Annotated in this window: 17 protein-coding genes; 10 read left to right on the top strand and 7 right to left on the bottom strand. The window is 64.0% G+C overall.

All coding sequences use genetic code 11. From position 1 onward, the window contains the following. Positions 1–2: 2 nt before the first annotated feature. From V3H56_RS03195 to V3H56_RS03170, 6 genes are all read right to left on the bottom strand, one after another. Entirely contained in the window at positions 3–794 is a 792-nt protein-coding gene (locus V3H56_RS03195) for a DUF4123 domain-containing protein (protein ID WP_047736012.1), read from the bottom strand. Further along, a complete protein-coding gene (locus tag V3H56_RS03190; protein ID WP_047736013.1) occupies positions 791–2,104 on the bottom strand; it encodes a contractile injection system protein, VgrG/Pvc8 family in 1,314 nt (437 codons plus the stop codon). Before V3H56_RS03190 ends, V3H56_RS03195 begins: the two co-directional genes overlap by 4 nt. 412 nt (positions 2,105–2,516) lie before the next feature. Beyond that, the gene (speA, locus tag V3H56_RS03185) at positions 2,517–4,430 is read right to left on the bottom strand and encodes an arginine decarboxylase (RefSeq protein WP_042729005.1); all 1,914 of its coding nucleotides are present in this window, start codon (positions 4,428–4,430) and stop codon (positions 2,517–2,519) included. A 211-nt stretch (positions 4,431–4,641) separates the two neighbouring features. Then, complete coding sequence (locus V3H56_RS03180) at positions 4,642–5,013, bottom strand: translation initiation factor Sui1 (RefSeq protein ID WP_024781395.1); 372 nt, start codon at positions 5,011–5,013, stop codon at positions 4,642–4,644. Positions 5,014–5,181: 168 nt separating this feature from the next. Next, positions 5,182–5,739 carry an NUDIX hydrolase gene (locus V3H56_RS03175; RefSeq protein ID WP_123579472.1) on the bottom strand — a complete coding sequence of 186 codons (558 nt, stop codon included), beginning with the start codon at positions 5,737–5,739 and terminating at the stop codon, positions 5,182–5,184. 3 nt (positions 5,740–5,742) lie between these two features. Then, the gene (locus V3H56_RS03170) at positions 5,743–6,810 is read right to left on the bottom strand and encodes a DUF2333 family protein (RefSeq protein WP_042729007.1); all 1,068 of its coding nucleotides are present in this window, start codon (positions 6,808–6,810) and stop codon (positions 5,743–5,745) included. Between the two features lie 286 nt (positions 6,811–7,096). Here V3H56_RS03170 and V3H56_RS03165 point away from each other — a divergent pair, with 286 nt between their 5' ends. From V3H56_RS03165 to accC, 5 genes are all read left to right on the top strand, one after another. Then, a complete protein-coding gene (locus V3H56_RS03165; protein ID WP_047736014.1) occupies positions 7,097–8,758 on the top strand; it encodes a PleD family two-component system response regulator in 1,662 nt (553 codons plus the stop codon). Between the two features lie 52 nt (positions 8,759–8,810). Beyond that, positions 8,811–10,757, top strand: coding sequence for a methyl-accepting chemotaxis protein (locus V3H56_RS03160; protein WP_042729009.1), 1,947 nt, complete (start codon positions 8,811–8,813; stop codon positions 10,755–10,757). Between the two features lie 591 nt (positions 10,758–11,348). Next, positions 11,349–11,804 carry a type II 3-dehydroquinate dehydratase gene (gene aroQ, locus V3H56_RS03155; protein WP_042729010.1) on the top strand — a complete coding sequence of 152 codons (456 nt, stop codon included), beginning with the start codon at positions 11,349–11,351 and terminating at the stop codon, positions 11,802–11,804. Positions 11,805–11,828: 24 nt separating this feature from the next. Continuing rightward, positions 11,829–12,296: an acetyl-CoA carboxylase biotin carboxyl carrier protein gene (gene accB / locus V3H56_RS03150; RefSeq protein ID WP_042729011.1), complete on the top strand. Its 468-nt coding sequence runs from the start codon at positions 11,829–11,831 to the stop codon at positions 12,294–12,296. 17 nt (positions 12,297–12,313) lie between these two features. Then, the gene (gene accC / locus V3H56_RS03145) at positions 12,314–13,669 is read left to right on the top strand and encodes an acetyl-CoA carboxylase biotin carboxylase subunit (protein ID WP_042729012.1); all 1,356 of its coding nucleotides are present in this window, start codon (positions 12,314–12,316) and stop codon (positions 13,667–13,669) included. 63 nt (positions 13,670–13,732) lie between these two features. Here accC and V3H56_RS03140 read toward each other — a convergent pair whose 3' ends face one another. Next, on the bottom strand, positions 13,733–17,683 hold the full coding sequence (locus V3H56_RS03140) for a DUF6543 domain-containing protein (protein ID WP_338474204.1): 3,951 nt from the start codon (positions 17,681–17,683) through the stop codon (positions 13,733–13,735). A 191-nt stretch (positions 17,684–17,874) separates the two neighbouring features. Between V3H56_RS03140 and prmA the strand changes: the two genes are divergently transcribed. The 5 genes from prmA (at position 17,875) to purH (ending at position 23,218) form a co-directional block, all read left to right on the top strand. Next, a complete protein-coding gene (gene prmA, locus V3H56_RS03135) occupies positions 17,875–18,753 on the top strand; it encodes a 50S ribosomal protein L11 methyltransferase (protein ID WP_042729014.1) in 879 nt (292 codons plus the stop codon). A gap of 30 nt (positions 18,754–18,783) precedes the next feature. After that, positions 18,784–20,016 carry a DUF3426 domain-containing protein gene (locus tag V3H56_RS03130; RefSeq protein ID WP_042729015.1) on the top strand — a complete coding sequence of 411 codons (1,233 nt, stop codon included), beginning with the start codon at positions 18,784–18,786 and terminating at the stop codon, positions 20,014–20,016. A 186-nt stretch (positions 20,017–20,202) separates the two neighbouring features. Then, the gene (dusB, locus tag V3H56_RS03125; protein ID WP_042729016.1) at positions 20,203–21,210 is read left to right on the top strand and encodes a tRNA dihydrouridine synthase DusB; all 1,008 of its coding nucleotides are present in this window, start codon (positions 20,203–20,205) and stop codon (positions 21,208–21,210) included. Next, entirely contained in the window at positions 21,207–21,527 is a 321-nt protein-coding gene (gene fis / locus V3H56_RS03120; protein ID WP_003186237.1) for a DNA-binding transcriptional regulator Fis, read from the top strand. The genes dusB and fis overlap by 4 nt, the downstream gene beginning before the upstream one ends. A gap of 83 nt (positions 21,528–21,610) precedes the next feature. Further along, entirely contained in the window at positions 21,611–23,218 is a 1,608-nt protein-coding gene (gene purH, locus V3H56_RS03115; RefSeq protein ID WP_042729017.1) for a bifunctional phosphoribosylaminoimidazolecarboxamide formyltransferase/IMP cyclohydrolase, read from the top strand. Positions 23,219–23,406: the final 188 nt, after the last annotated feature.

Here is a 23,406-nt window from a genome sequence, read left to right as displayed (position 1 = left end):
TTTCACCCCGGACCGCCCTGCCATGCCCGGCGTAGCTGATCGAGGTATTCCCGTGGCGACCGGCCTTCCAACTTCGGCACCGGCCGGGCATCGGGGTGTTGCAAGCGCAGCCACAACCAGTCATCGAGCAACGCCTGTTCGGTGAACCCCAGCCCCATCCCCTCCTGGAAGCGCTTCCAGAGCAGGTGATAATCACGCCCGATGGCGCGCGACCAGCGCCAGGCGTGGCGCTCCAGCAGGCATTGCTGGAGTTGGCATTGCTGCCGATCACTGAGGCTGTGTTCGTTCTCCAGCGCCGTCACCGGCAACCCGGGATTGGTCAGTTGCTGCCAGCCCAGGCTGCCGATGGCGCGGTCGGCCCAGGTGCCACCGAACCAGCGCACCTGGCTGATGGGCCCCAGCCAGCAACTGAGTTCCTGCGGGTCGCAACCGTCGAAAAAATAGCTGGCGGTGTGCGGGTTGTAATAGTTCAGCAACGCTTTGTGGTGCAGGCCCAAGGTCACCGTCAGCATCCGCCGCAGATGCGCCAGCAGTTGTTCCGCCGACGCACTGCTGATCAACACCAGCCCCGGCCAGGCCTGCGGATCCAGATGACAGAGACTGACCAACCCACCCGCTCGCCGAAGATCCAGCAACAGTGGGCTGTGCTCCCCGAGGCCGTGCAACTCGGTGTCGTCGAACAGCACCTCGGCCTGAACCCCCGCGAACTGTTCTTGCAGGCGCCACGTCGCGTCGGGCGCACTCGGTACGTCGAGCAGCAACCAATGGGACCCGGCCAGGGTGCCGGCGCTCACGGCGCGATACCCGCGCCGGGCTGGGTGAGCAACCGGCAGGTGCACAACGCCTCGGCGCAATGGCTGAAACTGCCGCCGCCGGGTAGCAGGCACAACAAGACCAGCGGCTCGGCACTGCGGATCGCCGACAGGAGCATCGGGTCGGCAACCGCCGGCCCCGGTGCGCGGCCGGCGATCGGGGCGGCCGCAGGCTCAACCGGCGCAGCCAACGCGGGGCCGTCGAGAAAGGCACTGATCAACGGACGATCCGGATCGCCTTCGATAAAACTCACCAACACCTCGGTGCCCTCGCGCAACTCGTCCGCCCCCGCCAGCAACTCGGGCGCCAACGGCAGCCAACAATGGCTGGAACGGGCGCCCTCGCCCTGGTAGACCCAGTCGAACTGCACCGCCACGCGTCCGGCTTCTTGCATCACCGGCTCATCCACCGCGACCACCCAACCCCGTTGCCGGCTCGCCATGCGCGGCTTCGTCGCCCGCAGGGCTGTCTGCCACGGCGCGCCCTGGGGGATGGCCTTGAACTGGTTGCCATACACCCCCGCCTGGCCGCGGTGCTCGACGCCGGTCAGCAGCCAGCAGCGGTTCCAGCCCTCCAGGGGATGCGCTGCCAGCGTCACCGCTCGGCCAACGTGCAGGTTCTTCAGGTCGCTGCGCCCCCGGGCAACCTGTGCGCCCGGCAGCGTGCTCTGCACACTGAAGGCCCGGACGCCCGGCGCTGGCCGGTGGTCGCCATAAACCGCCTCGCCCACCAACGGGAAACGGTCTGGACTGTCGGTGAAAACCAGGCAATGTCCGTCCGGGGTCTGTTCGAAATGAAAATGGATGCCGGCTTGCGCGCACAGCCGTTGGAGAAATTGCAGGTCCGACTCCCGGTATTGGGTGCAGAAGTCTTGCGCAGGGTAGTCGCCGCTCAGGTCCAGGCACAGGTGCCGGCCGCCGATGCCATGTTCCCGGAGCACCTGGCGCAGGATCTGCGGCACCGAGCGAGCAACGAACACCCGTTGGCTGAAGCGCTGCGCCAGGCAAGCCAGCTTCGGCCCGATACGCACCCGGCAGCCGGCGCCCGGAGGCTGTTCGAGCAGTTCGTGCAATTGCCCATGAATGCCTCGACCCGGCGCGCCGAAGCTCAGCCACACGTTGCGGTACAGCAGCCCGGCCAAGTCCACGGGGGCGTCGGGGAGCAACAATTGCGCCTCATAGGCGAAGGGTTCGCTGATGGCTTCGCTGCCCGTGAAGGCCACGACGACCAAGGGTTCGGGCAGACCGGCTATCTCCAGACGAAAGGCTGACTCGCGGGCTGGATCGGACATCGGCGTTTCTCTACAGGAGGGGCGGCCGAGGATTCTCGCCGAGAGCCATGGTCGAGTAGAGGGCTGAAGTACAAGTTAGGAAAGGGACTACACGAAATTAGGACTACGCCGGTTATGTGCGCCGATGCGCGGAAATAACACAGGCACAAACAAAAATGCCCTTCAGGACTGTCCGAAAACTCCCGCAGTATGCGATGCAGTTTCTGACAGAGCGAAGGGCATTTGCCGTCCAGTTGAAAATGGCGCCGGAGCCCCTGTGGCGAGGGGATTTATCCCCGTTGGGCTGCGAAGCGGCCCCAGAACCCAGTCTGTGGAGCAACAGGCAAATCTCGTTAGCCGGTTTTACGGCTGCTTCGCAGCCGAACGGGGATAAATCCCCTCGCCACAGGTTCGGTGGACGCTCAGGCCCCCATCAAGAAGACAGATACGACGAACGCGTCAGGCCCAGGCGCAAGGCGTCGAGGAACTGGGTGCGCTCGGCAGCGCTGATCCGGGCGCTGGCGCACTTGTCGCGGTAGTGAGTCATCAACTCTTCCGGCGACAGGTGCACGTAGCGCAGCATGTCCTCGATGGTGTCGTGGGTCTCGATACCGGCGTGGTACACACTGCCGTCGGCGTTCTGGTAAATGTTCACCGAGTCGGTGTCACCGAACAGGTTGTGCATGTCGCCCAGGATTTCCTGGTAGGCGCCCACCAGGAAGATGCCCAGCAGGTAGTCTTCGCCCGTGTTGAGGGCATGCACCGGCAGGCTGGTCTCGATGCTCTGCTCGTCGACGTACTGCTTGATCTTGCCATCGGAGTCGCAGGTCAGATCTTGCAGCACGGCACGGCGCATCGGCTCTTCGTCGAGGCGATGCAACGGCAGGATCGGCAATACCTGGCCGATGGCCCAGGTGTCCGGCAGGCTCTGGAACACCGAGAAGTTGCAGATGTACTTGTCGGCCAGCTTGTCGTTGAGTTCGTCCAGCACCTGGCGGTGGGACCGCTGGCGAGCCTTCAGCGAATTGTGCAGGCGCCGGCAAACGGCGAAGTAGCACTGCTCGGCCAGGGCTTTCTCGGCCAGGGTCAACTTGCCGTCGGCGTACTGCGCGGCCACGTCACTCATGTAGTGGGTGGCACGCCAGTAGGTCTCGGTGACCATCTCGATGTCAGTCGGCCCCAACAGGTCCACCAGCCATTGCACGGTTTCCGGCAGTTCCAGCTTGTTGTCGATCACCGGCACGTCGTCGTTGTGCTTCTCGACGTCGGTCACCTGCACCACCAGCATGGCGTGGTGGGCGGTCAGCGACCGGCCGCTTTCGGAGAAAATGTGCGGATGCGGCAGACCCTGGGCGTCACAGAACTCCTTGAGCATGCCGACCACGACACCGGCGTAGTCGTCCATGTCGTAGTTGATCGAACTGGCATTGCGCGAGTGGGTGCCATCGTAGTCCACGCCCAGGCCACCGCCCACGTCGATGTGGTCCACCGGCAGGCCGAGGTTGCGCAGCTCGCCGTAGTAGCGGATCGCTTCCTTGAAGCCGTGCTGGTAGTCCGCCAGGTTGGCGATTTGCGAACCCATGTGGAAGTGCAACAGACGGATGCCCTGGTCCAGGCCCGCGGCGCGGAAGCGCTCGACCACCGACAACAGTTGCGCGGCCGACAGGCCGAACTTGGATTTCTCGCCGCCGGTATCGGCCCACTTGCTCGACGCCAGGGACGACAGGCGCACCCGCAGGCCGACCTGTGGCTTGACCTTGAGCGAGGTCGCCTCTTCGATCACCAGGCCGACTTCGGACTCTTTCTCGATGACGATGAAAACGTTGTGGCCCAGTTTCTGGCCCATCAGCGCCAGGCGGATGAACTCACGGTCCTTGTAGCCGTTGCAGACGATGGTCCCGCCCTTCGGCGCCAGCGCCAGCACCGCCAGCAGCTCCGGCTTGGAACCGGCTTCCAGGCCGATGGAAACATTCTGGGTGGCGATGATGTTCTCGATCACCGCTTCCTGCTGGTTGACCTTGATCGGGTAGAGCGCGGTGTATTGGCTCTGGTATTCCAGCCGCGCGATGTTGCTGTCGAACGCACCGGTGAGCTGGCGCACGCGGTCTTGCAGAATGTCGGGGAAGCGCACCAGCAAGGGCAGCGAGAGGCCGCTCTGGCGCAGTTGCTCGACTTGTTCGAACAGGTCGATGGGCGAGCTGCCGGGACCGTTCGGACGGACTTCGACGCGACCGGCGTCATTGATCGCGAAATACCCGGCCCCCCAATGGCGAATCCCGTAAACACTGCGGCTGTCCGCAACTGTCCATTGGCTGCCATCGTCTTTGCGTGTGCGTCGTACGGACATCGAAGTCCCCTATAAAGAAGTCAAAATGCACCATCCGGTCGGAGGCTGGGGCAGTCTAGAGAGTGAAAATGACGAATTGTCTGTCAGCAGGGTAGACCCTGCTGGCAGCGCTGAGTTTAGAAACCCGTTCAGAACAGGCTCTGTGAAAACCATGCGGGCGACCGCGAACCGTACGTTCGGATCAAGCCGAGGGTGGTTTTCACAGAGGCTGCTAGCCGCCGGATTTCTTGGCCTTGAAACCGTGCTTGACCAATTCGGCCAGCAACAGCTCGACGTGATCGCCCTGGATCTCGATGACGCCGTCCTTCAACGCGCCACCGGTGCCACAGCGTTTCTTCAACGTCGTCGCCAATTCCTTGAGCGCGTCTTCGGCCAACGGCACACCGGTGATCGTGGTCACCGTCTTGCCGCCGCGGCCCTTGCTTTCGCGGCGCACGCGGGCAATGCCATCACCGGCAGGGATGACGGTCTGTTTGCAGATGCAGGCATCCACCGGTTGACGGCAATCAGGGCAATGACGACCGGCGTCGGTAGAAAATACCAGGCCGCCCAAGGCGGCGAAGGATGCGGCTTTTTTGGCCACCGGCAATCCTCTCGGGAGGACAAAGACTGGTCGAGAGAGCAATGCCTCGACCGCGAAGCCCCACTCAGGCAGGGGCAGCGCTACTGGACCGCAGACGTCGGTTCAGCTTGAAAAGTCGCGCAGTGTAACGGCAAAAAGCCGACTTGCTAAGGGCCAATCGGCGCCAATTTATAGCTTCTTTGCGACGCCATCGCCGTGGGCGCGCAAATAGCGCTCCAACGCCGCCAGCGAGTCCGGGCAGTAAGGCTTGCGGCGGATTTCATCCAGCACCTGGTCGATGGGCAGAAACCGCGCTTCGAGCACTTCTTCCGGTTGCAGCACCAGGGGGCCGTCCCACACCGCCGAGAACGCCGAGCACCACAGCCGGCTACCGGTGTCCTCGAAATAGAAGTGGTCGTGGGCGGTCAGCGCGACGCCGCTCACGCCCAGTTCCTCGGCCAGCTCCCGGGCGGCCGATTCGGTGTAGGTCTCGTGGGCCTGCACCATGCCGCCCGCCGCCACGTCCCAGAACCCCGGGTAGATCGCCTTGCTCAACGTGCGCCGGTGAACACACAGTTCACCGGCCGAGTTGAACAACAGGATGTAGGTGCCGCGCCCGATCAGCCCGCGCTCACGCAGGTCCGAGCGCACCAGGCTGCCCAGCAGGTTGTCGTGTTCATCGACCCAGGCGATCAGCTCGGCATCCGAGGCCGCTCGGTGGGCGACCTCCCGGGCGCTTTCGCTCATCGATCAGCCCTGGTTCAGCAGTTGCCGCAGGTCGATGACCGCTGCGTTGGCCCGGGAAATGTAGTTGGCCATCACCAGCGAATGGTTCGCCAACACGCCGAAGCCGCTGCCATTGAGGATCATCGGGCTCCAGACCGGTTCCTGGGACGCTTCCAGTTCACGAATGATCTGCCGGACGCTGACGGTGGCGTTCTTCTTCGCCAGCACGTCGGCGAAGTCCACCTCGATGGCCCGCAGCAAATGCGACAGCGCCCATGCCTGGCCGCGCGCCTCGTAGAACACGTTGTCGATTTGCATCCATGGGGTCTCGACGACTTCTTCATCCACCTGCGGCACCTGGCCCGGCGCCGGAATTTCGGTTTTCAACGACGTGTTGAGCTTGACCCGGCCCACGCTGGCCGACAGGCGCTGGGACAACGAACCCAGGCGAGTGCCGACATCCCCCAGCCAGTTGTTCAGGTTGTCGGCACGGGCGTAGAACAGCGCGCTCTTCTGGGCCGGATCGGACAGGCGTGCCTGGTAGCGGCTCAGGGAATTGATGCCTTCCTGGTACTCCGACTCACTGGAGGGCAGCACCCAACTGCGGTTATCGAAGTTGAAGCGCGGCTCGGCCTTGGCCAGATCGGCGTCTTCGGCGGACTGTGACTGGGAACGGGCGAAGTCCTTGCGCAAGGCGCGGCTCAGGTCGCGAACCTGCACCAGCACGCCGTATTCCCAGCTCGGCATGTTGTCCATCCACAGGCCCGGCGGGAAACGGTCGTTGGAAATGTAGCCGCCCGGTTTGGTCAGCAAGGTGCCGGCCACGGTCTTGAGGGTCTCGACGGTGGTGTAGCCCACCACCATTTGCCGGCCGTCCCGCTCGGCTGCCGCCTGGGCGTTCTGCTGCACCGGGAACAGCGCCGGCTCCTGGCTCCAATACCAACCCAGGGCGATGGTCACCAGCAGGTACAGGCCGACCAGCGTCGCCAGTGCCCGACTGAACAACAGCCCACCCAGGTAGCTGCGGGTGTCCGATTTCGGTTCGGCGGCACGTTCAGGCGCGCTGCCCGCGCGGTTTTTCCAGTCCAGCATGGCGATATCCCTTCAATCACTTGAGTTCTCGGTTCGACCACAACCCTACGCCATCGTGCCTGATTTGAAACGCGATAATGTGGCGGCCAATCAGGCCTGCCCTGGCAGGGTCGTCGAGCAGCCACTATAAATGAAGCGCCGCCGTCGGTCTTCGAAACTGGCCGGTCATTAACTGAATGTCGCGGTTGGACAGATTATTGACGTATGACACTGATGCAAGGGAAAAGAGGTGCTAGCATAGAGCCACCAGTCGACCTCAGCATGCAGCCTAACTAGTAGTCAGGATATGACCGAGCCAGAAGACCCCAGCCGCGAGCGCCTCAAGCATCACTTTGCCCAGCGGGTAATTCACCAGGCTCGTCAGATCCTGGAGATCTGGCAGCGCCTGCAGCGCAGCGAGTGGTCCAGCACCGATCTTTCCGAGCTCAGCGAAGCCAATCTGCGGCTGCTGCGTTTTGCCGAACGCTTCGAACAACCCGAACACACCCAGCTCGCCCAAGGCATCAGTCAGTCGTTGCAGGCAGTGGATGCCAACCGCGGACGCCTGAGCAGCCACCTGATCACCGAAATCAACCGCCTGATGCAGCGCCTGTCGCGCACCGGCCTGCGCCATGGCGACCAACTCGAACAGACCTTCCTGCCGCCGCTGCGCAAACCCATCTATGTACTGCTGCAAGACCACGACCGCGCCGAGCGCCTGGCCAAGCAATTGGAATTCTTCGGTCTCAGTGCCCAGGCCCTGGACAGCGTCGCGGCATTTCGGGCGACGATGGTCGAGCGCCTGCCGGCGGCGATTGTCATGGACGTGGATTTCAGCGGCCCCGGCGCCGGCCTGAAACTGGCCGCCGAAGCCCAGGAAGGCCTGGACCAGCCGCTGCCGCTGCTGTTCTTCAGTTTGCTGGAAACCGACACGCCGACCCGCCTGGCGGCCGTGCGGGCCGGCGGGCAGGAGTTCCTCACCGGCACGCTCGAAGCGTCGAGCCTGCTGGAAAAAATCGAAGTGCTGACCTGCGTCGCCCAGTACGAGCCCTACAAAGTGCTGATCATCGATGACTCCCGCGCCCAGGCCCTGCACACCGAACGCCTGCTCAACAGTGCCGGCATCGTCACCCGCACGCTGATCGAGCCGATCCAGGCCATGGCCGAGCTGGCGGACTTCCAGCCCGACCTGATCATCCTCGACATGTACATGCCCGCCTGCACCGGCACCGAGTTGGCCAAGGTGATCCGCCACAACGACCGCTACGTCAGCGTGCCGATCATCTACCTGTCCGCCGAAGACGACCTGGACAAGCAGCTCGATGCCATGAGCGAAGGCGGCGACGACTTCCTGACCAAACCGATCAAGCCCCGCCACCTGATCACCACCGTGCGCAACCGCGCGGCACGGGCGCGCAACCTCAAGGCGCGGATGGTGCGCGACAGCCTCACCGGGCTGTACAACCACACGCACATCCTGCAGTTGCTCGAAGATTGCAGTTTCCGCGCCCGCCGGGAAGGCAAGCCGCTGAGTTTCGCCATGCTCGACATCGACCACTTCAAGCGGGTCAATGACAGCCATGGCCACCCCATGGGTGACCGGGTGATCAAGAGCCTGGCGCTGTTTCTCAAGCAGCGTCTGCGCAAGACCGATTTCATCGGCCGCTACGGGGGCGAAGAGTTCGCCATCGTCATGCCCGACACCGACATCGAGGCGGCCTGCAAGGTGCTGGATGAAATCCGCCAGCGCTTTGCCGAAATCCACTACCCGGCCCAGCCCCATGACTTGTGGTGCACCTTCAGCGCCGGCGTGGTGGAGATGAGCGATGACTCCGACAGCCTGATGATGGCGAGCCAGGCGGACGAGGCGCTGTACCGGGCCAAGCACGCCGGACGCAACCGCGTGCAGGCGGCCAGGCAAAGTGCCACTTTTTCATCGGAATCCACCGATTCGGTCATAAACCTGTAACTCAAACGCAATAACTTCAGGCACTTACGATTCTGCCCTTGGTAGACCCTTGATGCGCCTGAAGCTGCTGACCAATCTCAATACCCTTCTTTTAGTTGCCGTGTGCCTGGGCCTGGGTGCCACGTTGTGGTGGTCGCAGATCGCCCTGGAACGCCCCTATCTGTTGATGGAACGCTACCTGGGCCTGTCGCGGCAGTTTCAGGGCGAGGTGACACGCAATATCGAGGAGTACCTGAACAGCGGCGATGCCTTGCGCCTGAGCGCCGCGACCCAGGCCTTGGAAACCCTGCAAAAGGAACTCGATGCGTTCCCGCCGGAGCTGGCCCAGACCCTGCGCCCGAGCCTGTCCAACCTCGACAGCTTCAGCAAGACCGACCTGCTGGGCGCCGGCAAGCTGGCCGGCGACCCCCAGGCCCTGTTGCTCCAGGCCGAACGTGAATTGAGCGCCAACCTCGACCAGCTCGCCCAATACGCCCAAGGCGCGCCGGCCTACTTGCCACCGCTGTTCGCCGCATCGCAGCACCTGGGCCGGCTGTCTCTCACCCGGGACAAGCTGGTCAGCAGCGGTCGCAGTGAAATGGCCGCCGACGTCGAACGGGAACTGCAGAGCATCCGCACCCAGGCCGCCCAGCTCGATGGCTTGCCACTGCTCGGCGTGACGGCCAGCAGCGAAACCGCCGGCGATGATTTCGCTGCGCTGATGGGCCTGGAGACCCAGGAAAAAACCGCCGCCGAAGATGCCGGCATCGCTCTCAAACGCGAACTCAACAGCCTGCTTGGCCGCTACCCGGCGGAGCTGTCGCGCACGCGGGAACTGATCCAGAAACGCACCGAATTGAGCAACGCCACGCACCTCAAGACCGCTGACGTGCAGCAGGCCATCGATGCCATGGAGCCTGCGGTGCGGGCCCAACACGGGCGGATCCAGGGCGAGGTGCGCTTGATCCAGGGCGTGATGATCGGCCTGATCCTGCTGATCGCGTTGCTCATCGACACCTTGCAGCGACGTCTCGCCCGGACCCTGACCCACCTGGCGCCCGCCTTGTCGACCTGGGCGGAGGGCGATTTCAGCCGCGACATCCGGGTGGGCGCCAGCAACCGCGAACTGCAGGACATCGAAGCGTCGCTCAATCGCCTGCGCGCCTACCTGGTGGATCTGGTGGGCACCATTCGCGTGAACGCCGAACAAGTGGCCGGCAGCAGCCGGACCCTGGCGGAACTGAGCGGCGAGCTGCACAGCGGCGCCGAGGACCAGGCCGACGACACGGCGCTGATCCGAGACTCCCTCAGCGAATTGGAGGCGACGATCCAGCAAGTCGCTGGCGACGCTAGCCAGGCCGCCGACGCCAGCCGTAGCGCCGGCCACGCGGTGGAACAAGGACAGAAAGTCATCGGCCTGAGCCTTACCGGTTTGCATGCACTGGTGGGGGAAGTGCAGGACAACGCGCAAATGATCGAGCAACTGGCCGAGGAGTCGGCCACCATCGGCGGCGTGCTGACGGTGATTCGCTCCATCGCCGACCAGACCAACCTGCTGGCCCTCAACGCCGCCATCGAAGCGGCCCGCGCCGGGGAAATGGGCCGCGGCTTCGCAGTGGTGGCCGAAGAGGTTCGCTCCCTGGCCCAACGCACAGCCGGCGCCACCGCCGAGATCCAGACCCTGATCGCCCGCTTGCAACAGGCCGCACGCCAGTCGGTGGACGGCATGCGCGCCCAGGTCGAACACGCCGAAGCCACCGCCAACCAGGCCCAGGCCGCCGACGGTGCGCTGGATGAAATCGTCGGCGCCATCCAGACCATCGCCGACACCGCCGTGCGCATCGCTGACGTCACCGCCCAACAGAGCGGCGCCGTCAGCGAAATCCGCGACCACAGCGAACGCATCCACCAACTGGGCGGCGACAACCTGCTGCGCATCGGCCAGGGCCGGGAACAAGGCGACAACCTGCTGGTACTGGGCGGACGCTTGCACACGGCGGTGCAAGCATTCCGGGTCTAACCCCCTATCCCACAATCATTCGGGTTGGCCCCAGAATTAACGTCCGCCACCAACCCACTGTGGGAGCGGGCTTGCCCGCGAAAGCGCTGGGTCAGCTTGCAACGATGTCGGATGTACCGCCCCCTTCGCGGGCAAGCCCGCTCCCACAATCATTCGGGTTGGTCGCAGGATTAACATTCACCACAACACCCACTGTGGGAGCGGGCTTGCCCGCGAAAGCGCTGGGTCAGCTTGCAACGATGTCGGATGTACCGCCCCCTTCGCGGGCAAGCCCGCTCCCACAATCATTCGGGTTGGTCGCAGGATTAACATCCACCACAACACCCACTGTGGGAGCGGGCTTGCCCGCGAAAGCGCTGGGTCAGCTTGCGACGATATTGGATGTACCGGCCCCTTCGCGGGCAAGCCCGCTCCCCCAAGGTTCAGTGCGGGTTTTCCGGCTGCAGATGACCGGATCCTGGGGCATGGTCATAAATTTCGCGCAAACATCGGTCATCGTGCTGGCTATTGCAGAGAACTGGACAGTCATTAAGGCTTTGCGGCATAGTCGCCGGGTTCTGACACCTGCGCACGGATAACAAGGAACAGCAGATGGCAACCCTTTTGGTCCTGCACGGACCCAACCTGAACCTGCTTGGCACCCGCGAACCTGGCGTCTACGGCGCCGTGACACTGGCGCAGATCAACCAGGATCTGGAGCAGCGGGCCCGCGCCGCCGGCCATCATCTGCTCTACCTGCAAAGCAATGCCGAATATGAATTGATCGATCGCATCCATGCCGCGCGTGGCGAAGGCGTGGACTTCATTCTGATCAATCCAGCAGCTTTTACACACACAAGTGTCGCATTACGTGACGCGCTGCTGGCGGTGAGCATCCCATTCATCGAAGTGCATTTGTCCAACGTGCATAAACGCGAACCTTTCCGCCATCACTCTTACTTCTCCGATGTAGCGGTGGGAGTGATCTGCGGCCTTGGCGCCAGCGGTTACCGATTGGCCCTGGAGGCTGCCCTGGAGCAGCTTGAACAACAAGCTACACGCCCCTGACCGACCCTTGGGAGTTGATGATTCATGGATATCCGTAAAGTTAAGAAACTGATCGAATTGCTGGAAGAGTCCGGCATCGACGAGCTGGAGATCAAGGAAGGCGAAGAGTCCGTACGCATCAGCCGCCACAGCAAGACGCCAGCCCAGCAGTTCTATGCCCCGGCACCGATGCAAGCACCCGCCGCCGCCCCTGCGCCAGCCGCACCGGCAGCCGCCACCGCCGCTGCTCCAGCCGCTGCCGCCGCTCCGGCACTCAACGGCACCGTCGCTCGTTCGCCCATGGTAGGCACGTTCTACCGCAAGTCTTCGCCAACCTCGCCGTCCTTCGTTGAAGTGGGCCAGACCGTGAAGAAAGGCGACACCCTGTGCATCGTCGAAGCCATGAAGATGATGAACCACATCGAAGCTGAAACCAGCGGTGTGATCGAGTCCATCCTCGTCGAAGACGGCCAGCCGGTTGAGTACGACCAACCGCTGTTCACCATCGTTTGAACCGCGGAGAGCCTTTGATGACTGCGAAGTTGGAAAAAGTCCTGATCGCAAACCGCGGTGAGATCGCCCTGCGGATTCTGCGAGCCTGCAAGGAGATGGGCATCAAGACCGTCGCCGTTTACTCCAAGGCCGACAAAGAACTGATGCACCTGGGCCTGGCAGACGAATCCGTCTGCATCGGTCCGGCGTCGGCTGCGCACTCCTACCTGCACATCCCGGCGATCATCGCCGCTGCCGAAGTGACCGGCGCCACCGCCATTCACCCAGGCTACGGCTTCCTGGCGGAAAACGCCGACTTCGCCGAACAGGTCGAGAACTCCGGTTTTGCCTTCATCGGTCCGAAAGCCGACACCATCCGCCTGATGGGCGACAAGGTATCGGCCAAGCACGCCATGATCGCTGCCGGCGTACCGACCGTTCCGGGTTCCGACGGCCCGTTGCCTGAAGACGAAGAAACCGCTCTGCGCATCGGTCGTGAAGTGGGCTACCCGGTGATCATCAAGGCCGCTGGCGGCGGCGGTGGTCGCGGCATGCGCGTGGTACACAAGGAAGAAGACCTGATTTCCTCGGCGAAACTGACCCGCTCCGAAGCCGGCGCGGCGTTCGGCAACCCGATGGTCTACCTGGAAAAATTCCTCACCAACCCACGCCACGTCGAAGTCCAGGTGTTGTCCGACGGCCAAGGCCAGGCCATCCACCTGGGGGACCGCGATTGCTCGCTGCAACGTCGTCACCAGAAGGTACTCGAAGAAGCGCCAGCACCGGGCATCGACGAGCAGGCGCGCCAGGAAGTCCTGGCCCGTTGCGTCAAGGCCTGCATCGACATCGGCTACCGCGGCGCCGGCACCTTCGAGTTCCTCTACGAGAACGGTCGTTTCTACTTCATCGAAATGAACACCCGTGTTCAGGTGGAGCACCCGGTTTCGGAGATGGTCACCGGTATCGACATCGTCAAGGAAATGCTCAGCATTGCCGCCGGCAACAAGCTGTCGTTCACCCAGGATGACGTGGTCATCCGCGGTCACGCACTGGAATGCCGGATCAACGCCGAAGACCCGAAAACCTTCATGCCAAGCCCAGGCACGGTCAAGCATTTCCACGCCCCGGGCGGCAATGGCGTTCGCGTCGACTCGCACCTGTACAGCGGTTATGCCGTTCCGCCGAACTACGATTCGTTGATCGGTAAGCTGATCACCTACGGTGCGACCCGCGACGAAGCCATGGCGCGCATGCGCAATGCCCTGGACGAAATCGTGGTGGACGGGATCAAGACCAACATCCCGCTGCACCGTGATCTGGTCCGTGACGAAGGCTTCTGCGAAGGCGGCGTCAACATCCATTACCTGGAACACAAGCTGGCCCACCAGGCTTGATGCTTCGAGTGATGTAAAGGACCCCGGCCCATTGGCCGGGGTCTTTTTTTGCCTGCCGATCGCTCAGCTCAGCAGCACCGTCGCGAAGGCCTGCGCTTCGACTTCCGCCGGCGTCGCCAGCCGCCCCTGCCCCGTGCTGATGGCACCGCTGGGATTGGCGACCAGGGGTTCGTTGCGCACGCGCCGCATGAACCCGCGGGCTCGCGCCGAAACCGGATCGGCGCTCTTCTTCGCCCGCGCCAGCACCGGGATGTAGTAACGCTCGACCTGGCCGCGCGAGGTCTTGAAGACCGATGTCACGCCATTGCGCAGGTCCAGCGCCAGACCGTAAGTGTTGCCAAAACAGGACGAGTACGACCAGTGATCCCACGTCGGTTGCAGGCCTTCGCGCCGCATCGCCGACCGGACCCGCCCGCCAATGTCAGTGCCGGTCAGCCAATCCCCGCCCACCAGGGTGGCACGAACCTCTTGCGCCGTCGTGTCCAGGCGCTGCATGACGTCCCGCAGGCTGCGCTCGATCAGCGCGCGGATGTTGTGATCGAAGTGAATGACGGCTCCGGTCCGGGTGGCCGGGCTGTACAACGCCGCGATCACGCAGGTCTGCGCGTTCAACGAGAACAGATAATTGTCCGCGACCGCCTCGCTGTAGCGCGCCACCAGCGCCTCGCCCTGCAACGCCCCCCTTGAGACATCCGGGAAGACATGACCGGGAAACGCCTCGCGCAAATCCCTCACGTGCCCGAGGACAAGCACCTCATCATTACCCCCACGCAGGCCGACTTCGTTACGTACCCATTTACCGTTCCCCAGCCGTCGGATGGGCACGTTGTACAAGGCGCCGGGGCGGCGGGCGTCCACCAGGCACAAACCGCCGAAATAGGTATTTTCCTTCACCTGGTAGTACCGACCCTGGTGGCGCACGTAGTAGAGGCTGCGCGGCTGCGAGGCGCTGGCCGGACTGCGATAGGTCCCGTTGAAAATTCCCTCCTTGGTCACGTACTCCAGGTGGTCAGGGGCCTTGCCCACCGCCTGTTTCGGCTTGAAGCGGATGGGCTGGAGCACCGGCCCGGCGTCCCTGGCCATCCGCGGGGGCAAGCCCGCCAGGCGCTGGGCGGACAGTGACAGCGGCCTGACCACCCGCTGGAGGCTGCTGGCCGCCCGCCCCAGCAATGCCACCAGGGTTGTAACGCCCAAGGCGGCGAACAAGGCGCCCCAGGAGGCCATCAACCAATGGCCCAACGCCCGTTCCGTGTCCCCTTTCCCGTGAGACTCGGCTGCCTGCTTGACGCTGCTGGCGATCACGACTGCATCCAACAGCAAGCCCAAAGGTGGGTACACCAGGCACATAGGCGCCGACACGAACAGCAATCCCTTGATGACCTGTTGCCGGATCACCTCGGCGCGACTGCGGGTGACCGCTTCCACATCGGCGACAGCACGCTCGATGCAGGCATCGAACTCCGTCCGGACATCGCTTACCCGATTGAACTCGCGCAATGTATCCACGCTCACGGTGCCCGCCGCCAACGCCACCAGGGTGCGCCTGACCGCAGCGCGGGCGCCGAGGGCAACCCGCTCCAGCAAGTAATCGTGCAGGCGGGCAACGACGGCACCGGAGAAATCCTGGTAACGACGGAACGCGATACCGTCCGCAGAATCCGGCGTGTACAGCCAATACACGCCCCTTGGCTGGAAATAGGCGAACACATACACGCCGATCACGACCTGCCCGCCGAGGGTAAACCGGATCATCCCCTCCTGCTGCACGGCGGCCCCCGAATATCCCGGACCGACCGCCGGCGCCGGCTCGCCCAGCCGACTGACCTGCCGGGTGAGCCACCAGAATTGCTCGGCATTCAACTGGGACTGTCCCATGGCGACACGCAGGTCGCGGTCCATTCGGGTCAGCAGCAAATTGCGGTAGGCCATGCGGCGGGCGGTGTATTGCGCCGCCTCGGTATCGAGAAACCGGGCGCGGGTGTCCCGCCCATAGTGCTCCCCCACATACGCCCCACGCAGGTAAACCGCCAGCTCCGCGCTGCGCACTTGCCGCAGGTCCTGGCCGACCGATGAGCGCACGCCTTTTCGAGGGTCGTCGATTCCGCCGTTGTCGTCATACCCGTAGATGGCCAGGTCCAGCAGACTGGCGGTTTTCGTCGCACCTGTCAGCCCAGGCCTGTAGTCGATCAGCACCGTGGCCGGATCGACCGGCGCCTGCACGCCCTTGCTGCGCATGTACGGGGCAATCGCCTGGGTGACGACCCGCTTGGCGAAGTCCATGAAGACTTCGTAGCCGGCCATCTGCTCGATGAACACGCGCTGATGAACCCGCAGCTCCTGGTTCAAGCTGCTGAGGTTGCGCCGGGAATCGAGCGACATCGCCGCGTACCAACGGGGCGACTCGTCCTGCTCCACCTGGGCCAGATGGTTGTCCACGCCCCTGGCGACGCTGTCTTTCAGGCATTCGCTGAGACCGCTCACCGCCCGCCTGGGGTCGCGGCTTGAATCCCAGACCGTCGGCTTGTCCATCACGCGGCTGAAATACTCGCGGGCCGCGTCCCGATCCGTCGGGGAGATCCTCTGCAACAGGTACTCTCGGCCGGCCTCGTCGCGCGTCCACGCCCCCACCTCGACGCTCACGGCCCACAGCGAAGGCAGCTCGATCCACTCCTGGCCGTCCGGTTTTCCGGGGGCGTACAACAGCACATCGCCTTGCAGGTCCTGACGATAAAACAAGAGCACATCGTCACACCGCAAGGCATTGGGCAGCACCAGGCCACTCGCCCGCAGGGGGCCGGTCTCGCGGCCCCACAGGGCCTGGACCGCTTCATGGTTGGCCACCTGCAAATGACCGGCACAGCGGGCAACGAACGCACTTTGCTGCAGCCGCGCCAGGACCCAATCGAACAAAGCGTCCTGCAGGTCCCTTCGTCCATGGCGCTCCACCAGCGCTTGCCGATACCCGGCAGGTGCGTCGACGTCCGCCAGCAACTGGCTGATGAACGACGGCGTCAGCGCCTGGTTGCGCAGCATGGCGCCGTTTTCCACCAGGAACACCGTGACGGCGTCCGGCCTGATCGGACCCGACGCCAGCAGCTGGCTGAGGCTGTGGACGCGCACCGGCTGGCCCATCACGCCTCGCCATTGCACCTGCACGCGAATGCTGTCGGGTTCGACCGTCATGTCCAGTTCACGCCTGACGTAATCCTTGGCCAGTCGCCGGGCGAAGGCTTGCAACGAACCCAGTTCATTGAGCAAGCCATCCACCAGCGCCTCGGCCTGGGAGGTCTGCTCCTCAAGCGCCTCCAGTCGCTGACGCTCGTCCTTGCCCAGCCCGCGCAACCACTCCGGCAGTTGCGCACGCGCGAGCGCCTCGAGCGGCTGACGCTGCGTGGCGCTCGCCAACCCGGCCAGCTCGCCGAACCGGCGCCAGTCCTGCTCGAACACTTCGAGCCTTTCGCGCAACGCTTCGATGCCAAGGCCAGCCAACGGCTGCGGTTGCAACAGCGCCTCGACGTCGCTCAGGTGCCCCTCGAGCCGCTGCCTGACCGCCGCCACCAAGGGCTCATCGCCCCCGACCATTGACCAATGCCGGCGCAGATAATCCCGATAGTGCGCGATGAAACTCGACGCGACGCTCTCTATCACTTGCGCGATCCGTTCCTGGCGCTCGGCCGAAAATCCTCGGTCGGCCCCACCCGGCCAGCGGTACGGCGCCTCGGCCTCATCGTCCGGGGCCACGGGCACCACCTCGATCATCCGTCGCAGCACCGTGTCGATCAGGGTGTCGATGAAATGCGGGTCGATGTTGCCGTCGTGATAGTGGGTGCGCAGTTGCACCAGCAGGTACTCTTCCAGCACGTCCAGCACGCCCATCCGGGCTTGCAGTCGCGCCTCGATGACGGCCTGCCATTGAGCCAGTCTTTCCAGCACGACATGAGCCGCCGCCTCTGGCGGGGAAGAAAGCGGCCCCGCGCCGATCACAGTGTTTTGTCGCTTGGCGGTGTTGTCCATCACAGACCTCCCTGTTGTGTGGACCGGCACCTTATCCGCCGCACCCGACGCCCAGGGCATACATATATATATCGAAACACCCACCCGACGCTGCTCGACTCGCTTATCCACTTTGGGGGCGACCTGGCGTACACTGCGCGCCTTTGCAGCCCCACGCTGCCCCCTGTATTTTTTTTCCAAAGGTGCCCGCCATGCCTTGGCTGCAAGTACGCCTGGCCATCAGCCCGGAACAAGCCGAAACCTACGAAGACGCGTTTCTCGAAGTAGGCGCCGTATCGGTAACCTTCATGGACGCCGAAGACCAGCCGATCTTCGAGCCGGAACTCAACACCACGCCGCTGTGGTCGCACACCCACCTGCTGGCGTTGTTCGAAGGCGGCACCGAGGCGGCCAGCGTGCTGGCCCACCTCGAACTGCTGACCGGCAGCCCGTTGCCCGAGCATCACAGCGAAGTGATCGAGGACCAGGACTGGGAACGCAGCTGGATGGACAACTTCCAGCCGATGCGCTTCGGCCAGCGCCTGTGGATCGTGCCCAGCTGGCATGCCGCGCCGCAACCGGACGCCGTCAACCTGCTGCTGGACCCGGGCCTGGCGTTCGGCACCGGCACCCACCCGACCACCGCGCTGTGCCTGGAATGGCTCGACGGCCAGGACCTCAAGGGCTGCGACGTGCTCGACTTCGGCTGCGGCTCGGGGATCCTGGCCATTGCCGCGCTGCTGCTGGGTGCCCGTGAGGCGGTCGGTACCGACATCGACGTCCAGGCCCTGGAAGCGTCCCGCGACAACGCCGGGCGCAACCACATTGCCGAAGAACGGTTCCCGCTGTACCTGCCGCAAGACCTGCCGCCAGCGCAGGCTGACGTGCTGGTGGCCAATATCCTGGCCGGACCGCTGGTCTCCCTGGCGCCGCAACTGTCGAGCCTGGTCAAGCCGGGCGGACGCCTGGCACTGTCGGGCATCCTCGCCGAACAGGGCGAAGAAGTCGCTGCCGCCTATGCCGAGGACTTCGACCTCGACCCGATCGCCAATCGCGATGGCTGGGTGCGCATCACCGGACGTCGGCGCTAGAATGGCCGCCTGTATCAACCGGATTGCCGCATGACTGACAGCTTCGTCACCCAGTGTCCGCATTGCCACACCAGCTTTCGCGTCAACCATGCTCAACTGAGCGTGGCCCGCGGGGTGGTTCGCTGTGGCTCGTGCCTGCAAGTGTTCAATGCCGCTCGCCAGTTGCTCGAACAGCGGGCCGCCCGGGAAGCCGCGCCGCCCCTGGTGCCGGTCGCCAGGCCGGCCGCCGAAGCGCCGCCGCGAGCCATCAGCCAGAAACAATGGACCGCCGCCGAGCTCGACCTCGATGACCTGGACAAGGAACTGGCGCGCCTGGAGCGGCGCGACAATCGGGCGCCGGGCACCGCCGGACGCCGTCGCGAAGACAATCTGAGCGCGCAGCGCGAACCGCTGGCCGACGAACAGGCCGACTGGTCCGACAGCCTGTACAGCGATCCGCCCGACGAGCGCGCCGAAGCCGTGCTCCTGACGCCTGCCGAGCCTTTCGAACCCCACGAACCGGCCCGGCCGCCGCGCACCGAACCCTCGCTGTCCCTGGCGCTGGAACCCCTGGAACCGGACGACGAACCCGTCGCCCCCCTGCGCCTGGCGCCGCACGACGAGCCCGAGGAACACCTCGAGCGCCTGTCCGCCACCGACGATCACGATCACGACGAAGAGCCGGCGCAACCGGTCCCGCTGCGCAAGTCGCGCGAACGCCAGGAGCCAGGCATACGCGCCGAAGACCTCCAGGACCTGGACGACGACCCGCTGCAACTGGACTGGCGCAAGCGCCGTTCGCCGTGGGGTCGACGCCTGCTGTGGGGCTTGCTGATCCTGCTGGCCGCCGCGGCCCTGGGTGGCCAGTACATCGCCTATCACTTCGAGGAACTGGCCCGCCAGGACCAGTACCGGCCATGGTTCCTGCAAATCTGCCCGACCCTGGGCTGCGACGTTCCGTCCAAGGTCGACATCGCCAAGATCAAGAGCAGCAACCTGGTGGTGCGCAGCCATCCGGAGTTCAGCGGCGCCCTGGTGGTGGACGCGATCATCTACAATCGCGCGCCCTTCTCCCAGCCGTTCCCGCTGCTGGAACTGCGTTTCGCCGACCTGAACGGGCACCTGATCGCCAGTCGCCGCTTCAAGCCGGGGGAATACCTGGGCGGCGATCTCGAAGGCCGCGGCGAAATGCCGCCCCAGACGCCCATCCACATCGCGCTGGACATCCTCGACCCAGGATCCAAGGCGGTGAACTACAGCCTGAGCTTCCATTCCCCCGAGTGAAGCCGCGCCAGGGCCGGCCGATTGACGGCAGCTTTCTGACTCAACCGACCCAGACCAAACCGCTGGCGATAACAAAATAGCTGTTCAGATTTTATCCAATTCGATCTTTATCCAGTCATCGAGAGCGGGTATCATGCCAACCCTTTTTCGAAGTCTCATGATCCGGCCCCACTTCAGGGAAGTCCTATGTCGGCGGTACGCATCGGCCCATATACATTGCAGAACGGCCTGGTTCTCGCCCCGATGGCGGGCGTCACCGACCAGCCCTTTCGTCAGCTGTGCAAGCGACTGGGTGCCGGCCTGGTGGTGTCGGAAATGGTCACCAGCGACATGAGTTTGTGGAACACCCGCAAATCGCGTCTGCGCATGATCCACGAAGGCGATCCCGAGCCCCGCTCGGTACAGATCGCCGGTGGCGACGCTCAGATGCTGGCGGAGGCGGCCCGGGCCAACGTGGCGCTGGGCGCGCAGATCATCGACATCAACATGGGCTGCCCGGCGAAGAAGGTCTGCAACAAGGCCGCCGGTTCCGCGCTGTTGAAGGATGAAGCCCTGGTGACCGAGATCCTGCAGGCCGTTGTCGGCGCAGTCGATGTGCCGGTGACCCTGAAGATCCGTACCGGGTGGGACCGGGACAACAAGAACGGCCTGACGGTGGCGAAGATCGCCGAACAGGCAGGTATCACGGCGCTGGCAGTGCATGGCCGCACACGCGCCGACCTGTACACCGGCGAAGCCGAGTACGACACCATCGCCGCGATCAAGCAGGCGGTGTCGATACCGGTCTTTGCCAATGGCGATGTCGATTCGCCCGAGAAGGCCCGGTACGTGCTGGACGCGACCGGTGCCGATGGCCTGTTGATCGGCCGGGCCGCCCAAGGGCGGCCATGGATTTTTCGTGAGATCGAACACTTCCTGCGCACCGGCGAAAAGCTCGCTGCGCCGCAATTGTCCGAGGTGGAACGTATTCTGCTAGAGCATCTGGCCGCGCTGCATGCCTTCTACGGTGAAGTCATGGGCGTCCGCATCGCTCGCAAGCATGTGGGCTGGTATCTCGCAACCCTGCCGGGCGCCAGGGAGTTTCGCGCCCGCTTCAATCGTTTGGATGGTACGCAAGCACAATGCGCCGACGTTCAGGCTTTCTTCGCTGAGCGTTACAAGAGCCTGACAGGGGACGAAGGGGTGGCCGCATGACGATGATGACCGAGACTTTAGTGAGTGGAACAACACCCGTGAGCGACAACGTGAATTTGAAACAGCACCTGAACACGCCCAGCGAAGAAGGCCAGACCCTTCGCGGAAGTGTCGAGAAGGCGCTGCACAATTATTTCGCCCACCTTGAGGGCGCTGCCGTCACGGATGTGTATAACCTGGTGCTTTCCGAAGTCGAGGCACCGCTGCTCGAAAGCGTGATGAACTACGTCAAGGGCAACCAGACCAAGGCCAGCGAGCTGCTCGGACTGAACCGCGGCACCCTGCGCAAGAAACTCAAGCAGTACGATCTGCTGTAAGCATTCAATCAAACCAGAAAGGCGCCCGCGTAAAAAACGGTCGCCTTTTTTGCTGACTTCCCTTGCTTGTGATGGAAATTGAAATGACCGACCAGACCACCCGCCTGCCGATCCGCCGCGCCTTGATCAGCGTCTCCGACAAGACCGGGATCCTCGAATTCGCCCGCGAGCTGCAACAGCTGGGCGTCGAGATTCTTTCCACCGGCGGGACCTTCAAGCTGCTGCAGGACAACGGCGTCGCCGCAGTGGAAGTCGCGGACTACACCGGTTTTGCGGAAATGATGGACGGTCGCGTCAAGACCCTGCACCCGAAAATCCACGGCGGGATCCTCGGCCGCCGCGGCATCGACGACGCCATCATGAACGAGCACGGCATCAAGCCGATCGACCTGGTGGCGGTCAACCTCTACCCGTTCGAAGCCACCATCAACAAGCCTGGCTGCGACCTGCCGACCGCCATCGAGAACATCGACATCGGCGGCCCGACCATGGTCCGCTCGGCGGCCAAGAACCACAAGGACGTCGCCATCGTCGTCAACGCCAGCGATTACGCCAGCGTCCTGGAAAACCTCAAGGCCGGTGGCCTGACCTACGCCCAGCGTTTCGACCTGATGCTCAAGGCGTTCGAACACACCGCCGCCTACGACGGCATGATCGCCAACTACATGGGCACCGTGAACCAGGCCGCTGAAACCCTTTCCACGGACGGTCGCAGCGAGTTCCCGCGCACCTTCAACACCCAGTTCATCAAGGCCCAGGAAATGCGCTACGGCGAGAACCCGCACCAGAGCGCGGCGTTCTACGTGGAAGCCAAGCCTGCCGAAGTCGGCATCGCCACCGCGACCCAGTTGCAAGGCAAGGAACTGTCGTTCAACAACGTGGCCGACACCGACGCCGCATTGGAATGCGTGAAGAGCTTCGTCAAGCCCGCCTGCGTCATCGTCAAGCACGCCAACCCGTGCGGCGTGGCCGTGAGCCCGGACGCCGAGGGCGGCATCCGCCAGGCCTACGAACTGGCCTACGCCACCGACACCGAGTCGGCCTTCGGCGGCATCATCGCCTTCAACCGTGAACTGGACGCCGAGACGGCCAAGGCCATCGTCGAGCGCCAGTTCGTCGAAGTGATCATCGCCCCGTCGGTGAGCGAGCAAGCACGCGCCATCGTGGCCGCCAAGGCCAACGTACGCCTGCTGGCCTGCGGCCAATGGTCGGCGGATCGCGCCCCAGCCTGGGACTACAAGCGTGTCAACGGCGGCCTGCTGGTGCAAAGCCGTGACATCGGCATGATCGGCAGCGCAGACCTGAAGGTCGTGACCCAGCGCGCGCCGAGCGAACAGGAAATCAACGACCTGATCTTCGCCTGGAAAGTGGCCAAGTACGTCAAGTCCAACGCCATCGTCTACGCCAAGAACCGCCAGACCATCGGTGTCGGCGCCGGCCAGATGAGCCGCGTGAACTCGGCCCGCATCGCCGCGATCAAGGCCGAGCACGCAGGCCTTCAGGTCCAGGGCGCGGTCATGGCCTCCGATGCATTCTTCCCGTTCCGCGACGGCATCGACAACGCGGCCAAGGTCGGTATCACCGCCGTAATCCAGCCGGGTGGCTCGATGCGAGACAACGAAGTGATTGCGGCGGCGGATGAAGCCGGCATCGCCATGGTGTTCACCGGCATGCGCCACTTCCGTCACTAACATGACAACGGCCGCACTGAAGCCGGCATCTGCTGCGTTGGAGCCGACCTCGATGATGCTCATTGCCAAAAGGCAACTCCGCTCATCGAGGCCGACTCCGCCTTGCATCTACCGGCTTCATTGCGACCTCCTACGGCGTGAAACGCTTTAGGCTCCAAAACAGAATCAGCTTCATCCGAGGTTTTTGA

The sequence above is a fragment of the Pseudomonas sp. MS646 genome (assembly GCF_036693845.1).
GTDB lineage: Bacteria > Pseudomonadota > Gammaproteobacteria > Pseudomonadales > Pseudomonadaceae > Aquipseudomonas > Aquipseudomonas chlororaphis_E.
This window is presented reverse-complemented; position numbering and strand designations above follow the sequence as displayed.

Bases quoted from the DNA above. Each gene is read 5' to 3' on its own strand.
- V3H56_RS03190 (WP_047736013.1), bottom strand. From the start codon at position 2,104: ATGTCCGATCCAGCCCGCGAGTCAGCCTTTCGTCTGGAGATAGCCGGT.
- speA (WP_042729005.1), bottom strand. From the start codon at position 4,430: ATGTCCGTACGACGCACACGCAAAGACGATGGCAGCCAATGGACAGTT.
- V3H56_RS03175 (WP_123579472.1), bottom strand. From the start codon at position 5,739: ATGAGCGAAAGCGCCCGGGAGGTCGCCCACCGAGCGGCCTCGGATGCC.
- V3H56_RS03170 (WP_042729007.1), bottom strand. From the start codon at position 6,810: ATGCTGGACTGGAAAAACCGCGCGGGCAGCGCGCCTGAACGTGCCGCC.
- V3H56_RS03165 (WP_047736014.1), top strand. From the start codon at position 7,097: ATGACCGAGCCAGAAGACCCCAGCCGCGAGCGCCTCAAGCATCACTTT.
- V3H56_RS03160 (WP_042729009.1), top strand. From the start codon at position 8,811: ATGCGCCTGAAGCTGCTGACCAATCTCAATACCCTTCTTTTAGTTGCC.
- aroQ (WP_042729010.1), top strand. From the start codon at position 11,349: ATGGCAACCCTTTTGGTCCTGCACGGACCCAACCTGAACCTGCTTGGC.
- accB (WP_042729011.1), top strand. From the start codon at position 11,829: ATGGATATCCGTAAAGTTAAGAAACTGATCGAATTGCTGGAAGAGTCC.
- accC (WP_042729012.1), top strand. From the start codon at position 12,314: ATGACTGCGAAGTTGGAAAAAGTCCTGATCGCAAACCGCGGTGAGATC.
- V3H56_RS03140 (WP_338474204.1), bottom strand. From the start codon at position 17,683: ATGGACAACACCGCCAAGCGACAAAACACTGTGATCGGCGCGGGGCCG.
- prmA (WP_042729014.1), top strand. From the start codon at position 17,875: ATGCCTTGGCTGCAAGTACGCCTGGCCATCAGCCCGGAACAAGCCGAA.
- V3H56_RS03130 (WP_042729015.1), top strand. From the start codon at position 18,784: ATGACTGACAGCTTCGTCACCCAGTGTCCGCATTGCCACACCAGCTTT.
- dusB (WP_042729016.1), top strand. From the start codon at position 20,203: ATGTCGGCGGTACGCATCGGCCCATATACATTGCAGAACGGCCTGGTT.
- fis (WP_003186237.1), top strand. From the start codon at position 21,207: ATGACGATGATGACCGAGACTTTAGTGAGTGGAACAACACCCGTGAGC.
- purH (WP_042729017.1), top strand. From the start codon at position 21,611: ATGACCGACCAGACCACCCGCCTGCCGATCCGCCGCGCCTTGATCAGC.